We start from the raw sequence: 14,897 nt of genomic DNA, 5'->3' as shown, positions 1-14,897 counted from the left end.
GGGTCGGCTCAGTGCCCCTGCGTCGGGTGGCCGGTGCCGTGGTGCGTGGCGCCCGGAGCGCCCGCGTGGGCGGCGGCGTCGGGAGCGGAGCGGTGGCTGTGCCGGTTGGCGACATCCCGGAAGCTCCACACGACGAAGACGAGTGCGATGAAGATGACGATGGCGATCGCGCCGAACGCCCAGGTGGGCATCGGCAGTTCGACGTGGGTCTCCGCCTCGGCGAGGACGGTCGTCAGGAATGTCATCGTGCGTGATCCTTTCTCGGGGCCGTCGGCCCGTCGTCAAGTCTAGCGGTCGGTCACGCCCGGACCTGGCCGGACCCGCGGACGATCCACTTGGTGCTGGTCAGCTCGGGGAGACCCATCGGCCCGCGCGCGTGCAGCTTCTGCGTCGAGATGCCGACCTCTGCGCCGAACCCGAACTCGCCGCCGTCGGTGAAGCGCGTCGATGCGTTGACCATCACGACCGCGGAGTCGACCTCGGCGAGGAACCGCTCGGCGTTCTGCAGGTCGTTCGTGATGATCGACTCCGTGTGCTGGGTGGAGTAGCGGCGGATGTGCTCCATCGCCTCGTCGAGGTCGTCGACCACCTTCACCGAGATGTCGAGGCTCATGTGCTCGGTGGCGTAGTCCTCGTCCGTCACCGGCACCGCGTCCGGAGCGAACGGCAGGGCGCGCTCGTCGGCGTGGATCGTGACACCCTCGGCGCGGAGCGCGGAGAGCACGGGAGGCAGCAGCCGTTCGGCGGCCGCGCGGTGCACGAGCAGCGTCTCGACCGCATTGCACACGCTCGGCCGCTGCACCTTGGCGTTGCGGACGATGTCGACGGCCCAGTCCTCACGGGCCGACTCGTCGAGCAGCACGTGGACGACCCCGGCTCCGGTCTCGATCACGGGGACCGTCGACTGCGTCACGACGGCCTGGATGAGGTCGGCGCTCCCCCGCGGGATGAGCACGTCGACGAAGCCGCGCGCCGTCATCAGCTCGGCGGCGCCCTCTCGGCCGAAGTCGTCGATCGTCTGGACGGCGTCGGCCGGGAGTCCGGCGCTCGCCAGCGCCTGCTGGATCACCCGGACGAGCACGCGGTTGGTCTCGATGGCAGCGCTGCCACCGCGCAGCACCGCGGCGTTGCCGCTCTTGATCGCGAGTGCGGCGATGTCGATGGTGACGTTCGGGCGCGCCTCGTAGATCGCGCCGACGACGCCGAACGGCACGCGCACCTGCGTGATCTTGACACCGTTGGGCAGCGAGCTGCCGCGGACGGCCTCGCCGACCGGGTCCGTCAGGCCGACGATCTGGAGGACCGCATCCGCCAGGCCCTGCAGTCGCGCCGGGGTGAGGGTCAGCCGGTCGAGAAGACCGGTGGTGAGGCCGTCCTCGCGGCCGTTCGCCAGGTCGAGCTCGTTGGCGGAGAGGATGTCATCTGAGGCCGCCAGCACGCCGTCGGCGATGGCGCGCAGCGCGCGGTTCTTGCGGTCCGTGTCGGCGATCGCCAGGTCGCGCGACGCCGTCTTGGCGGCGGCGAGACGTTCGTGCAGGGAGAGCGCGGCCGTGGGCAGCGCACCGGTCAGCGAGGACATGCGTCGATTCTAGGACGCCGCGGCGTCGGAGGTGACGGCCGCCGTGGAACCGGTGGAGAGCCCGGAGCCGGGGACGGAAGCGGCCGACGCGTCGGGCGCCGGGGCGAACCACGTGCCGACCCGCTCCCCGCGCAGCGCCTGCGACACCAGCGAGGTGGCGGTGAGCACCACGGCGGTGCCGCGTTCTGCGGCCTGCCGGGCGGCGGAGACCTTGGTGACCGCTCCCCCGCTGCCGACGCCGGAGAGGCCGGTCGACCCGATCTCCACGCCCTCCAGCTCGTCGTCCCAGCCGACGACCTCGATGCGCTCGGCGCCCGGCTCGTGCGGCGGACGGGTGTAGAGCGCATCCACGTCGGACAGCAGCACCAGGAGGTCCGCATCCACGAGCAGGGCGACCAGGGCGGCCAGGCGGTCGTTGTCGCCGAACCGGATCTCGTGCGTGGCGACGGTGTCGTTCTCGTTCACGATCGGCAGGATGCGCAGGTCGAGCAGCCGCTCCATCGCGCGCTTCGCATTGCTGCGGTGCGTCGGGTTCTCCATGTCGCCCGCCGTGAGGAGCACCTGGCCGGCGACGATCTCGTAGCGGTCGAAGCTGTCCTGGTAGCGGTAGATGAGCACCGTCTGCCCGACAGCGGCGGCCGCCTGCTGCGTCGCGAGGTCGGTGGGGCGCTCGGAGAGCGAGAGGAACGGGGTGCCCGTCGCGATGGCGCCGGACGAGACCAGGATCACCTGCGTGCCGCGGCCGTGGGCCTCGGCGAGGGCGTCGACCAGCGGCACGATCTGACCCGCGTTCTCGCCGCTGATGGACGAAGAGCCCACCTTGACGACGATCCGTCGGGCGGAGGGGATCTGGCTGCGGTCGTCGATGGTCATTCCTCTGCGGTCTCCTCGTCTCCACGGCTGCGGTCGGCCGCGCTGTGCACCACGTTGTCGTCGTAGCTGTCGTCCTGCCAGAGGCCGGCCTCGCGCTCGCGCAGGAGCTCCTCGCGGGCCTCGGCCTTGGCGTCCATCCGCTCGAAGTAGTCCTCGCGGCGCTGCGCACGGGTCGGGCGCGCGTTCGTGTCGAGACGGACATCGCTTCCGCGCGGCGACGTGATCAGCTCGGCTGTCGACGTGAGCGTGGGCTCCCAGTCGAAGACCACGCCGTTGTCGCGGCCGATGACGACGGTGGATCCGGCCACGGCGCCCGCGCGGACCAGCTGGTCCTCGACGCCGAGCTTCGCGAGGCGGTCCGCCAGGAAGCCGACGGCCTCGTCGTTGGCGAAGTCGGTCTGCGCGACCCAGCGCTCCGGCTTCGCGCCGAGGATGCGGTACACCGGTCCGTCGGTGCCGCCCTCGACCTTGACGACGAATCCGGAGTCGTCGACCGCCTTCGGGCGGATGACGATGCGGGGACGCGCCTGCTCCAGCGCGGCCTGCTCCGCACGCGCCTGCTCGACGATCTCGGCCAGCGCGAACGACAGCGGACGGAGCCCTTCGTGGCTGACCGTCGAGATCTCGAAGACGCGGTAGCCGCGCTGTTCGAGCTCCGGGCGGACGAAGTCCGCGAGCTCGCGGGCGTCCGGCACGTCGATCTTGTTCAGGGCGATGAGCTGCGGGCGCTCCAGGAGCGGGGTCTGGCCCTCGGGGACCGGATAGGCGGCGAGCTCGCCGAGGATGACGTCGAGGTCGCTCAGCGGGTCGCGCCCGGGCTCCAGCGTCGCGCAGTCGAGCACGTGCAGGAGGGCGGAGCAGCGCTCGACGTGGCGGAGGAACTCCAGGCCGAGACCGCGTCCCTCGCTCGCCCCCTCGATCAGGCCGGGCACGTCGGCGACGGTGTAGCGGACGTCGCCCGCCTGCACGACGCCGAGGTTCGGGTGGAGCGTGGTGAACGGGTAGTCCGCGATCTTGGGCTTCGCGGCGGACATCGCGGCGATCAGGCTCGACTTGCCCGCGGACGGGTAGCCGACGAGCGCGATGTCGGCGACCGTCTTCAGCTCGAGCTGGATGTCGCCCTCCCACCCGGGAGTTCCCAGCAGGGCGAAACCCGGCGCCTTGCGCTTCGGGTTCGCCAGCGCGGCGTTGCCGAGACCGCCGACGCCGCCGGGGGCCGCGACGAAGCGCATCCCCGGCTCGGTCAGGTCGGCGAGCTCTTCGCCGTCCGCGCCCTTGACGACGGTGCCGACGGGGACGGGCAGCTCGAGGTCCTCCCCGGTGTGGCCGCTGCGGTGGTCGCCCATGCCGAAGCCGCCGTTGTCGCTCGAGCGGTGCGGGTGGCGGTGGTAGCCGAGCAGGGTGGTCACCTGCGGGTCGGCGACGAGGACGATGTCGCCGCCGTTGCCGCCGTTCCCGCCGTCGGGACCGGCCAGCGGCTTGAACTTCTCGCGCCGGACCGAGACGCACCCGTTGCCGCCGTTGCCGGCGCGCAAGTGCAACGTCACGCGATCAACGAACGTCGCCATGGTGCTCTCCTACTGCTTGTGGTGCTGAAACGGCGGATGGGCGGGCCGAAGCCCGCCCATCCGGAAGAGTGGTGCTCGTGGTCGAGGCTCAGGCCTCGGCCGCCACGATGTTGACGACCTTGCGGCCGCCCTTGGTGCCGAACTCGACCGCGCCGGCGGCGAGGGCGAACAGCGTGTCGTCACCGCCACGGCCGACGTTCACGCCGGGGTGGAAGTGGGTGCCGCGCTGGCGGACCAGGATCTCGCCCGCGTTGACGGTCTGGCCGCCGAAGCGCTTCACGCCGAGGCGCTGCGCGTTGGAGTCGCGGCCGTTGCGAGTGGAGCTCGCTCCCTTTTTGTGTGCCATGGTGTCTTCTCCTCGAGAGCCGTCGGCTACTTGATGCCGGTGATCTTGACGCGCGTGAGCTCCTGGCGGTGGCCCTGACGCTTCTTGTAGCCGGTCTTGTTCTTGAACTTCTGGATGACGATCTTCGGGCCGCGGAGGTCGCCGAGGACCTCGGCGGTCACGGTGACCTTCGCGAGCGACTTGGCGTCGGAGGTGATCTTGTCACCGTCGACCAGCAGCACCGGCGCGAGCACGACCTTGCCGTCCTTGTCGGCCTTGATACGGTCCATCGTCACGATGGTGCCGACCTCGACCTTCTCCTGCCGGCCACCGGCGCGCACAACTGCGTAAACCACTTGTCAGTACCTTTTCGTCGGGGAACAGTTCCCGGCGCTGCCGCGGACCTGGTCCTGCTTCTTCAACTGTTTGGAAGTCACTGGCGAGTCCCGCCGGTAGCGACATGCTCCCGGCTGCTCTCAGAAAACCATGATGGCTGCGCGGGTCACACCCGGCACACACCAACGGTCAACTTTACCCGACGCCCGACAGACCGTCAATTCAGCGGCCGTCATCACGGTGGCGACACCGTTCCGGGCCCCGGGACCGTCCGGCTCCGACTGCGGAACCGGTTCCTAGAATCATTCTATGACGGTCCTGATCGATCCCCCCGCATGGCCGGCCCACGGCATGTTGTGGTCGCATCTGGTCAGCGACGCATCGCTCGACGAGCTGCACGCCTTCGCCGCGGCGAACGACATCCAGCGCCGGGCCTTCGACGTCGACCACTACGACGTGCCGGACCGCCGCTACGACGAGCTCGTGGCCGCGGGGGCGCATCCCGTCTCCGGCAAGGAGCTGGTGTCGCGGCTCATCGCGAGCGGGCTGCGCGTGCGGGCGCGCGACCGGGTCCGCCGTCGGCACTGACGGCGTGCCGGTCGCTGCTCCGCGTCCGGTGCTCCGGGCTACTCGCCCTTCGGCGCGAGCTCGCCCCCGGCGATGACCGTCGTGCTCGCACGGCGGCTGCGGTTGCGGCCCTGACCGGGCTCCTTCGGCTGCGGAAGCGCCTCGAGGACGGAGCCGAGCAGCAGCTCCGCCTCTTCCGGCGACGGGCGCACCGCGGGCGGGCGCACCTCCGCCGGCTCCGGCAGGTCGAGGAGCGGGAGGATCGGCTCGGCGGCCGGCTCGGACGCCTCAGCCTGCTGCGCGTCCCCCTCGGGCTGCTCGTCCCCCTCTGGCTGCTCGGTGCCGGCGCTGTCGCCTGAACCCGATCCGTTCAGCGCCTCGTCGGCCGGGGCGGCCTCTGGCTGCTGCCGGTCGGCTCCGCCCTTGCCCTTCCGGCGGCGCTTCTTCGTAGCGGTGACCTCGGTCAGGACGACCTCGGTCACGCTGATCTCCTCGGCCTCCGCCGACGCAGCACCCTCGGCGGCCGTGGCCTCGTCGTGGTGGATGGTCGACGCCGCGATCTTGGCGAGCGCGTTCTTCGCGTCGTCCGTGATGGCGTGCGTTCCGTTGTGGCCGGCAGCGGCGTTCGAGCCGTTGCCGGTGGTTCCGCTGTTGGATCCGCCGTTACCGCCGCCCGCGTTGGCACCGCGACCGCGGCGACGCTCGTTCGGCTGCTGCTGCTGCTGCGGCTGACGGTGCTTCACGACCGGGTCGTGGTGGACGATCACGCCGCGGCCGGCGCAGACCTCGCACGCCTCGCTGAAGGTCTCCAGCAGTCCGAGGCCGAGCTTCTTGCGCGTCATCTGCACGAGACCGAGCGAGGTGACCTCGGCGACCTGGTGCTTCGTCCGGTCGCGGCTCAGGCACTCCACCAGGCGGCGGAGCACGAGGTCGCGGTTCGACTCCAGGACCATGTCGATGAAGTCGACGACGATGATGCCGCCGATGTCGCGCAGCCGGAGCTGGCGGACGATCTCCTCCGCCGCCTCCAGGTTGTTCTTGGTGACCGTCTCCTCGAGGTTGCCGCCGGAGCCGACGAACTTGCCGGTGTTGACGTCGACCACGGTCATGGCCTCTGTGCGGTCGATGACCAGCGAGCCGCCGGACGGGAGCCACACCTTGCGCTCGAGCGCCTTCTCGATCTGCTCGGTGATGCGGTACTCGTCGAACGCGTCGCGCTCCCCCGTGTACGGCTCGACCCGGTCGAGCAGGTCGGGGGCGACCTGGCGCAGGTAGTTCTCGATCGTCTGGCGCGCGTCGTCGCCGGCGATGACGAGCTTCTGGAAGTCCTCGTTGAAGACGTCGCGGATGATCTTGATCAGGAGGTCCGGCTCGCTGTGCAGCAGCGCGGGCGCCTGCTGGGTCTCCACCCGGGTGCTGATGTCGGCCCACTGCGAGGTGAGGCGGGTGACGTCGAGCGTCAGCTGCTCCTCGGTGGCGCCCTCCGCGGCGGTGCGCACGATGACGCCGGCGTTCTCGGGCAGAACCTCCTTGAGGATCTTCTTCAGGCGCGAGCGCTCGGTGTCCGGCAGCTTGCGGCTGATGCCGTTCATCGATCCGCCCGGCACGTACACGAGGTAGCGGCCCGGCAGCGAGATCTGGCTGGTGAGGCGGGCGCCCTTGTGTCCGACCGGGTCCTTCGTGACCTGGACGAGGACGCGGTCACCCGGCTTCAGGGCGAGCTCGATGCGGCGCGGCTGGTTGCCGGTCTCGACCGCATCCCAGTCCACCTCGCCCGAGTAGAGGACGGCGTTGCGGCCACGGCCGATGTCGACGAACGCGGCCTCCATGCTGGGGAGCACGTTCTGGACGCGGCCCAGGTAGACGTTGCCGATGAGCGACGCCTCCTGCGAGCGGGCCACGTAGTGCTCGACGAGCACCTTGTCCTCGAGCACGCCGATCTGGATGCGGCCGCCCTTCGAGCGGACCACCATCTGCCGGTCGACCGACTCACGGCGGGCGAGGAACTCGGCCTCGGTGATCACCGGGCGGCGGCGGCCGGCGTCGCGCCCGTCGCGACGGCGCTGCTTCTTGGCCTCGAGGCGCGTGGAGCCCTTGACCTTCTGCGGCTCGGTGATGAGCTCGGGCTCGCGCGGCGTCCGCACCTTGACGACGGTGTTCGCCGGGTCGTTCGCGTTGTCGCGCGACTCCCCCGCGCGCCGGCGGGAACGGCGGCGGACACCGCCGGCCGGCTCCTCGTCGCCCTCGGGGAGCGGCGGGAGCGGCAGCACGTCCGGCGCCTGGAACAGCAGAGTCGTCGGCGGCAGGCCGGGTGCGGCGGCGCCGACGACCGGGGCCTCCGGCTCGCCGTGCTTGTCGGGGAGCGCGGGCGGCTCGATCGCGGCCGCCGTCGGCTGGGCGCCGTCGGCGACGAGGGCCGGCTGCGCCGCCGCTTCGTCGGCGGCGGGCGCCTCCGGTGCCTCGGCGGGGGCGCCGGGCGCGGCCTCCGGTGCGTCGTCCTCGGCGGATGTCGGGAAGGCGTCGGCCTGTGCGGCCTGGAAGGGCTTCCTCACGACGCGTCGTGCGCCGAAGAGCCCCTTGCGCTTCCGTCCTCCCGTCTCCGTGTCGTTGTTGTCCGTGTTGTCGATATTTTCGTTATCCACCATCGCTGGTGCACTCCTCGACCGGTGGCGGTTGCCCGCTCGCCGGGTCTCTCCGTCGGGAGGCGGCGCGAGCGGCGCCTCCCTCAATCCTGTGCGGACACCGCCGGGCTCGTGGCGCGGCCTGCATCCGGCTCATGGTCTGCGCCGGCCATCACGGCCGGCATTCTTCACGGACGCTCAGGGCGCCCTCAAGCCTTCTGTCGGTGCTCCCGGCCTCGGCCGGGACGACTGCTGCAACGATTATCGCACGCGCGCGGCTCGACCGAAGTCTCCTCCCAGGACGACACGCAGACGTCATGCCATAATCCGAGGGTGCCAGACAGCCCCGCCGAGGTTTCCTACCGCCGCCCGACCGCTCTCGCCGTCTTCTTGATCGTCGCCGGACTCATCGGAGTCTGGGCGGCGTTCATGCTCACCGTGGACAAGTTCCACCTGCTCGCCGACCCCGACGCGCAGCTCTCCTGCAACTTCTCCGTGCTGATCGGGTGCGCCAAGAACCTGAACTCCTGGCAGGGATCGCTGCTCGGCTTCCCGAACCCGATCCTCGGTCTCGGCGGCTGGACGGCGACGATCGCGGTTGGGGCCGGCCTGCTGGCCACCCGCGCGCGCTTCGCCCGCTGGTACTGGATCGCGTTCAACGTCGGCGTCCTGCTCGCTCTGATCCTCGTCATCTTCCTGATCACGCAGTCCATCACGGTGCTCGACGTGCTGTGCCCCTGGTGCATGGTCACCTGGTCGGTGACGATCCCGACCTTCTGGGCGGTGACCCTCTACAACCTCAAGGAGGGCAACATCCCCGTGCCGGAGCGGGCGCGTCGCGTCTTCCGCACCCTCTACAGCTGGGTGCCGCTGATCACGATCGTCTGCTACGCGATCGTCGCGATCCTCGCGCAGATCCAGCTCGACTGGATCCACCGCGCGTTCGTCTGATCGCCACACGGCGCCACCGACCGCCCGCCTACTCTCCGACCGGAGGCGGCGCGCTGAATCCTCGTCTGCGCCGTGGGAAGCAGCGCGAGAAACGGAGGCATTCCGGGCACTCCTTCTCGGAGTATCCCTCCGTTCGCAGCGCTCCCCCGGCGTGTCTGACCGATGTCCCTCCGTTTCCGCGCGAAACGCAAGGCGGCGGGAAACGGAGGAGCATCCGACCCGGCACACCGGTGGATGCGCGAAAGGGAGGCGCCCGGGCCCGTAGCGGCCGGGGGGCACCTCCGTTTCGTGTAGGTGTCGGCTCAGCCGAACCAGAGGGCGAGCTCGCGCTGGGCGGACTCGGGCGAGTCCGAGCCGTGCACGAGGTTCTGCTGCACCTTGAGGCCCCAGTCGCGGGCGAGGTCGCCGCGGATCGTCCCGGGGAGCGCCGTGGTCGGGTCGGTCGCGCCGGCGAGGGAGCGGAAGCCCTCGATCACGCGGTTGCCCGCGAGGCGGATGGCCACAATGGGGCCGGATTCCATGAACTCGACCAGCGGCTCGTAGAACGGCTTGCCCTCGTGCTCGGCGTAGTGCTGCGCGAGCAGGTCGCGGTCGGCCTGCAGCATCCGCAGGTCGACGAGCGAGTAGCCCTTCGCCTCGATCCGGCGCAGGATCTCGCCGGTCAGCCCGCGGGCCACTCCGTCCGGCTTGACGAGGACGAGGGTCTCTTCGACGGCACTGGTCATGGGTTCTCCGTTCCATTGTCGGCCGCGGCGCTCGCGGCCCGGTTGTTTCGGTCGATGCGCGCGGCGGCGATCATGCAGTACGCCCACATGGCGGTGAAGATCGCGCCGACGATGAAGAAGGCGGGGACGAGCAGTCCGGCGGCGACGATCACGACCTGGACGATCCAGCCGAGGACGACGCCGACGGTGTTCCGCAGCAGCCCGATCGCGACGATCATCAGCACGATCAGCGCCGCTCCCCCGCCGAGCGCGACGGCGGCGGGCAGCGAGCCCAGGCCGAACAGCACGAGTGCTCCGAGGAAGACGACGAGCAGCTCGAAGCCGAGGACGATCGAGCCGAGCAGCTCGCGCAGCGAACGCTGACGGCGCGGCCGGCCAGCGCGGCCGGACGGCCCCTGCTCGGGCGCCCCGCCGGTGGACCCGGCCTCGCTCACGTGGCCGCCTTCTTCCACTCCTGCTCCTCGGCATAGGCCATCGCCTGGCCGACCAGCACGATGCTGCCGGCCACGACGACCGCGCGCCTGCCCTCCTCGCCGGCCCAGTCGCGGGCCGACTCGAGCGCGTCGATGGCGTCCGAGTAGACGATCGTCGCCTCGTCGCCGACCTCCTCGCGCACCAGGTCGCCCAGGTCCTCCGCCTCCCTCGCCCGATCGGAGTCGGGTCGCGTGACGAAGAACTGCGTGGCGACCGGGGCGAGCGCGCGGATGACGCCGCGCGCATCCTTGTCGCCCAGGATGCCGATGACGAAGGTGATCTCGTCGAAGTCGAAGTACGTGCGGAGCGCCTCGGCGAGCGTCTCGGCGCCAGCGGGGTTGTGCGCGGCATCGACGAGGATGCTGGGCTCGATGCCGATCAGCTGGAGGCGCCCGGGCGACGTGGCGGTCGCGAACCCCTCCTCCACGAGCGCCGGGTTGAGGGGCTGGGTCCCGCGCCCCAGGAAGGTCTCGACCGCGGCGACCGCGACGGCCGCGTTCTGGGCCTGGTGGTCGCCGTAGAGCGGGAGGAAGACGTCCTCGTAGGTCGCGGCCCGCCCGCGCACCGTGACCAGCTGGCCGCCGACCGCGACGCGCGTCGACGCGACGTCGAAGTCGCCCGGCTGCTCGGCAAAGGTCGACTCGGTGAGCAGCGCGGCATCCCGCAGCACGCGGTCGGCCTCGGGCGTCTGCGCGGACGAGACGACATCGGCCGACGGCTTCACGATGCCGGACTTGGTGCGGGCGATCTCCTCGACGGTGTCGCCGAGCGCCTTCGTGTGGTCGAGGGCGATCGGCGTGAACACCGCCACCTGGCCGTCTCCGACGTTGGTGGAGTCCCACTCGCCGCCCATGCCGACCTCGATCACCGCGACGTCGACGGGCGCGTCCGCGAACGCGGCGAACGCCAGCGCCGTCAGCGCCTCGAAGAAGGTCAGCGGCGCCTTGCCCGCCTCCGTCAGCTCCGCATCCACGATCTCGAGGTACGGGCTGATGTCCTCCCAGTTGCGCACCAGCGCCTCGTCGGCGATGGGCTCGCCGTCGATCACGATGCGCTCGTTGAAGCGGACGAGGTGCGGGCTGGTCAGCAGCCCGGTGCGCAGCCCGTAGGCGCGCAGGAGGCTCTCCGCGATGCGGCTGGTCGACGTCTTCCCGTTGGTGCCCGTCACGTGGATGATCGGGTACGCCCGCTGCGGGTCGCCCAGCAGCTCCATGGCGCGCCGGGTGGCGTCGAGACGCCGCTCCGGAGCCCCCTCGCCGACCCGCGCAAGAAGCGCCTGGTAGACGGCGTCGGCGCGCTCGCGCTCGTCGTCCTCGTCGGTCACGACTCCTCCTCGTTCAGCTTGGTGACGCCGACGGTGAAGGCGCCGGCGTTGGCGAACTGCCCGGCGCCGAACTGCTGTTCGTACGCAGGCCGCTCCCGGGTCGATGCTCCCGCGGCCGACACCTGCACGGCTAGGGCCAGCGTCTCGGTCGCGATGTCGACGTCCGCCGCCAGGCCGAGCGCACGCGCGTCGTCCTCGTGCTCGAACGAGAGGGCGAGCCGGATGCGGTCGCTGACGTCGAGCCCCGCCGCCTTCCTGGTGTCCTGCACGGCGCGGATGATGTCGCGCGCCAGCCCCTCCGCCTCGAGTTCCGGCGTCATCGCGGTGTCGAGCAGCACGAACCCGCCGCCGGCGAGCAGTGCCAGCGCCGAGGTGCCGTCGCCGTCCGATGCGGTCTCGAGCACGAGGTCGTACTCGCCCTCGACCAGCTCGACGCCGCCGACGGTGACCACCCCGTCCGCCTCCGTCCAGTCGCCCGCCCGGGCGGCCTGGATGACCTGCTGCACCTGCTTGCCGAGGCGCGGACCGGCCGCACGGGCGTTCACGGTCAGCTTGCTCGTGATGCCGTACCGGGCGGCGCTGTCTTCCTCGAGCTCGACCAGCCGGACCGCCTTGACGTTCAGCTCGTCGCGCAGGATGCCCTCGAAGCGTCCGAGCGCCGCGGCGTCGTGCGCGACCACCGTGAGCGACGCCAGCGGCAGCCGCACGCGCTTGCCGGCCTGCTTGCGCAGCGACAGCGCCGTGGAGCTGATGGCGCGGATGCGGTCCATCGCATCCACCAGGGCGTCGTCGGCCGTGAACTCGGCGGCCTCCGGCCAGTCGGTGAGGTGGACGCTGCGGCCTCCGGTGAGGTCCTTCCAGATCCGCTCGCTGACGAGCGGCAGCAGGGGCGCGGCGACGCGCGTCACCGTCTCGAGCACGGTGTACAGCGTGTCGAACGCCTCGGTTCCGCTGCCATCCTCACGCACGCCCTCCCAGAACCGGTCGCGCGAGCGTCGCACGTACCAGTTGGTGAGCACGTCGGCGAAGTCGCGCAGCTTGGCGGCGGCGAGCGTCGAGTCGAGTGCCTCCAGGTCGGCGGTGACGGCCTCCACCAGGTCGCGCGTCTTGGCGAGCAGGTAGCGGTCGAGCACGTCGGTGGACGCGGTGGAGCGCGTGGCCTCGTATCCGGTCGCGTTGGCGTACAGCGAGAAGAAGTACCACGTGTTCCACAGCGGGAGCAGCACCTGGCGGACGCCCTCGCGGATGCCCTCCTCGGTGACCACGAGGTTGCCTCCGCGCAGCACGGGGCTCGACATGAGGAACCAGCGCATCGCGTCGGAGCCGTCGCGGTCGAACACCTCGTTGACATCGGGATAGTTGCGCAGCGACTTCGACATCTTCTGCCCGTCGCTGCCCAGCACGATGCCGTGGCTGATGACGTTCTTGAACGCCGGGCGGTCGAACAGCGCCGTCGCCAGCGTGTGCAGCAGGTAGAACCAGCCGCGGGTCTGCCCGATGTACTCGACGATGAAGTCGGCCGGGTTGTGGCTGTCGAACCAGTCGCGGTTCTCGAACGGGTAGTGCACCTGCGCGAACGGCATCGAGCCGGAGTCGAACCAGACGTCGAGCACATCCGGGATGCGGCGCATCGTCGACCGCCCGGTGGGGTCGTCCGGGTTCGGGCGCGTGAGCTCGTCGATGAAGGGACGGTGCAGGTCCGGCTCCCCCGCCGCGTTGAGCGGCAGACGGCCGAAGTCGCGCTCCAGCTCCGCAAGCGACCCGTAGACGTCGACGCGCGGGTACGCCGGGTCGTCGCTCTTCCACACCGGGATCGGCGAACCGAAGTAGCGGTTGCGCGACACCGACCAGTCGCGGGCGCCGGCCAGCCACTTGCCGAACTGGCCGTCCTTGACGTTCTCGGGCACCCAGGTGATCTCCTGGTTGAGCTCGCCCATCCGGTCGCGGAAGTCGGTGACGCGCACGAACCAGCTCGAAACCGCCTTGTAGATCAGCGGGTTGCGGCAGCGCCAGCAGTGCGGGTATGAGTGCTCGTAGCTCGCCTGGCGCAGCAGCCGGCCCTGCTCCTTGAGCAGCCGGGTCAGCGGCTTGTTCGCGTCGAATACCTGCAGACCGGCGACATCGGGCACGTCCGGCAGGAAGCGCCCGCCGTCGTCCACCGAGATGATGACCGGGATGCCGGCCTTCTCGGTGACCCGCTGGTCGTCCTCGCCGTAGGCGGGGGCCTGGTGGACGATCCCGGTGCCGTCCTCGACCGTGACGTAGTCGTCGACGAGGATCCGCCACGCGTTCTGCGTGCCCCACTTCTCGGTGTCGGCGTAGTAGTCCCACAGCCGGTCGTACTCGACCCCGTCGAGCTCGGCGCCGCGGACGGTGCCGGTGATCGCGGCCACGGCGTCGGCGGGCGTGTCGTAGCCCACGTCCTTCGCGTAGTTGCCGACCAGATCCTTCGCGAGCAGGTAACGGCCGCTGAAGACCTCCCGGTCGGGGTCGCCGGAGGAGTCGGCCGCGCCGTTCGGGCCGGAGGGCAGCACGGCGTACTCGATGTCGGGGCCGACCGCGAGCGCCAGGTTGGTGGGCAGCGTCCAGGGCGTCGTCGTCCAGGCCAGGGCGCGCACTCCGGTCAGACCGAGCACCTCGGCCTTCTCGCCGACCAGCGGGAAGGTGACGGTGACGGTCTGGTCCTGACGCATCTTGTAGACGTCGTCGTCCATCCGCAGCTCGTGGTTCGACAGCGGCGTCTGGTCGCGCCAGCAGTACGGCAGCACGCGGTAGCCCTCGTAGGCGAGGCCCTTCTCGTGGAGCTGCTTGAACGCCCAGATCACCGACTCCATGTACGTGGTGTCGAGCGTCTTGTAGTCGTTGTCGAAGTCGACCCAGCGCGCCTGCCGGGTGACGTACTCGCGCCACTCGCGGGTGTACCGGAGCACGGAGTCCTTCGCCGCCTGGTTGAACGCGGCGAGCCCCATCTCCTCGATCTGGCCCTTGTCTGTGATGCCCAGCTGCCGCTCGGCTTCGAGCTCGGCGGGCAGGCCGTGGGTGTCCCAGCCGAAGCGGCGCTCCACCTTCTTGCCGCGCATCGTCTGGAACCGCGGGAAGACGTCCTTCGCGTACCCGGTCAGCAGGTGACCGTAGTGCGGGAGCCCGTTCGCGAACGGCGGGCCGTCATAGAAGACCCACTCCTCGGCGTCGGCGCGGTTGTCGATGGAGGCGCGGAAAGTCCCGTCCTGGTCCCAGAACGCGAGGACGTCGGTCTCGATCTCCGGGAAGGCGGGGCTCGCAACGACGTCACGGGGCTGCACGTCGGCGCGCTGCTGCTCGCCGTCGTGCGGCGAGTCCGGCGCGGACTTGGGGTACGGCATCTCACTCCTGGCAGGTTCTCGTGCTCGACGAGGACGCCGGACGCTCGCACGCCCGTCGCGGTACCACCCCGCTTGCCCCGCCCGCCGCCGGTGGCGGACAGAGCCTCTCATTCTTCGGCTGTGACGGGCCGGTCCCGTTCGGTTCTACTGAGCGCCGCTCGCGCGGTCGCCGTTCTTCCGAAGACTCCCCGG

At 70.7% G+C, this 14,897-nt stretch carries 13 protein-coding genes; 2 read left to right on the top strand and 11 right to left on the bottom strand.

The features are described from left to right. Nucleotides 1–8 precede the first annotated feature (8 nt). The 6 genes from BJ963_RS04390 to rplU all read right to left on the bottom strand — a co-directional run bounded on the left by BJ963_RS04390 (nucleotide 9) and on the right by rplU (nucleotide 4,701). Entirely contained in the window at nucleotides 9–245 is a 237-nt protein-coding gene (locus BJ963_RS04390; protein WP_089911383.1) for a hypothetical protein, read from the bottom strand. Nucleotides 246–298: 53 nt separating this feature from the next. After that, the gene (locus tag BJ963_RS04385) at nucleotides 299–1,579 is read right to left on the bottom strand and encodes a glutamate-5-semialdehyde dehydrogenase (protein ID WP_179454889.1); all 1,281 of its coding nucleotides are present in this window, start codon (nucleotides 1,577–1,579) and stop codon (nucleotides 299–301) included. A gap of 9 nt (nucleotides 1,580–1,588) precedes the next feature. Continuing rightward, nucleotides 1,589–2,452: a glutamate 5-kinase gene (gene proB / locus BJ963_RS04380; protein WP_089911388.1), complete on the bottom strand. Its 864-nt coding sequence runs from the start codon at nucleotides 2,450–2,452 to the stop codon at nucleotides 1,589–1,591. After that, nucleotides 2,449–4,020, bottom strand: coding sequence for a GTPase ObgE (obgE, locus tag BJ963_RS04375; protein ID WP_179454887.1), 1,572 nt, complete (start codon nucleotides 4,018–4,020; stop codon nucleotides 2,449–2,451). The genes proB and obgE overlap by 4 nt, the downstream gene beginning before the upstream one ends. Before the next feature lie 88 nt (nucleotides 4,021–4,108). After that, nucleotides 4,109–4,366, bottom strand: coding sequence for a 50S ribosomal protein L27 (rpmA, locus tag BJ963_RS04370; protein ID WP_018190815.1), 258 nt, complete (start codon nucleotides 4,364–4,366; stop codon nucleotides 4,109–4,111). A gap of 26 nt (nucleotides 4,367–4,392) precedes the next feature. Then, nucleotides 4,393–4,701: a 50S ribosomal protein L21 gene (gene rplU, locus BJ963_RS04365; RefSeq protein WP_089911393.1), complete on the bottom strand. Its 309-nt coding sequence runs from the start codon at nucleotides 4,699–4,701 to the stop codon at nucleotides 4,393–4,395. Between the two features lie 289 nt (nucleotides 4,702–4,990). On the opposite strand from rplU, the gene BJ963_RS04360 reads away from it, so the two are divergent. After that, entirely contained in the window at nucleotides 4,991–5,269 is a 279-nt protein-coding gene (locus BJ963_RS04360; RefSeq protein WP_179454885.1) for a DUF4031 domain-containing protein, read from the top strand. Between the two features lie 38 nt (nucleotides 5,270–5,307). Here the strand turns inward: BJ963_RS04360 and BJ963_RS04355 are convergent, their stop codons facing one another. Beyond that, the gene (locus tag BJ963_RS04355; protein WP_179454883.1) at nucleotides 5,308–7,893 is read right to left on the bottom strand and encodes an Rne/Rng family ribonuclease; all 2,586 of its coding nucleotides are present in this window, start codon (nucleotides 7,891–7,893) and stop codon (nucleotides 5,308–5,310) included. A gap of 309 nt (nucleotides 7,894–8,202) precedes the next feature. Here BJ963_RS04355 and BJ963_RS04350 point away from each other — a divergent pair, with 309 nt between their 5' ends. Continuing rightward, nucleotides 8,203–8,820, top strand: a complete 618-nt coding sequence (locus BJ963_RS04350; RefSeq protein WP_089911400.1) for a vitamin K epoxide reductase family protein — start codon at nucleotides 8,203–8,205, stop codon at nucleotides 8,818–8,820. Between the two features lie 302 nt (nucleotides 8,821–9,122). On the opposite strand, the gene ndk is transcribed toward BJ963_RS04350, so the two are convergent. Genes ndk through ileS form a run of 4 tightly spaced genes read right to left on the bottom strand, consistent with a single transcriptional unit; the run spans nucleotide 9,123 to nucleotide 14,705 of the window. Beyond that, on the bottom strand, nucleotides 9,123–9,545 hold the full coding sequence (gene ndk / locus BJ963_RS04345; RefSeq protein WP_089911403.1) for a nucleoside-diphosphate kinase: 423 nt from the start codon (nucleotides 9,543–9,545) through the stop codon (nucleotides 9,123–9,125). Beyond that, complete coding sequence (locus tag BJ963_RS04340; RefSeq protein WP_179454881.1) at nucleotides 9,542–9,979, bottom strand: DUF4233 domain-containing protein; 438 nt, start codon at nucleotides 9,977–9,979, stop codon at nucleotides 9,542–9,544. The genes ndk and BJ963_RS04340 overlap by 4 nt, the downstream gene beginning before the upstream one ends. Beyond that, a complete protein-coding gene (locus BJ963_RS04335) occupies nucleotides 9,976–11,343 on the bottom strand; it encodes a glutamate ligase domain-containing protein (protein WP_179454879.1) in 1,368 nt (455 codons plus the stop codon). Before BJ963_RS04335 ends, BJ963_RS04340 begins: the two co-directional genes overlap by 4 nt. Then, nucleotides 11,340–14,705, bottom strand: a complete 3,366-nt coding sequence (gene ileS, locus BJ963_RS04330) for an isoleucine--tRNA ligase (RefSeq protein ID WP_179454877.1) — start codon at nucleotides 14,703–14,705, stop codon at nucleotides 11,340–11,342. The genes BJ963_RS04335 and ileS overlap by 4 nt, the downstream gene beginning before the upstream one ends. Nucleotides 14,706–14,897 lie beyond the last annotated feature (192 nt).

It is taken from the genome of Leifsonia soli, assembly GCF_013408745.1.
In the GTDB taxonomy this organism is placed as follows: domain Bacteria; phylum Actinomycetota; class Actinomycetes; order Actinomycetales; family Microbacteriaceae; genus Leifsonia; species Leifsonia soli.
Note: the sequence above shows the minus strand (reverse complement) of the source record. Positions and strands in the feature narration are given on the sequence as shown.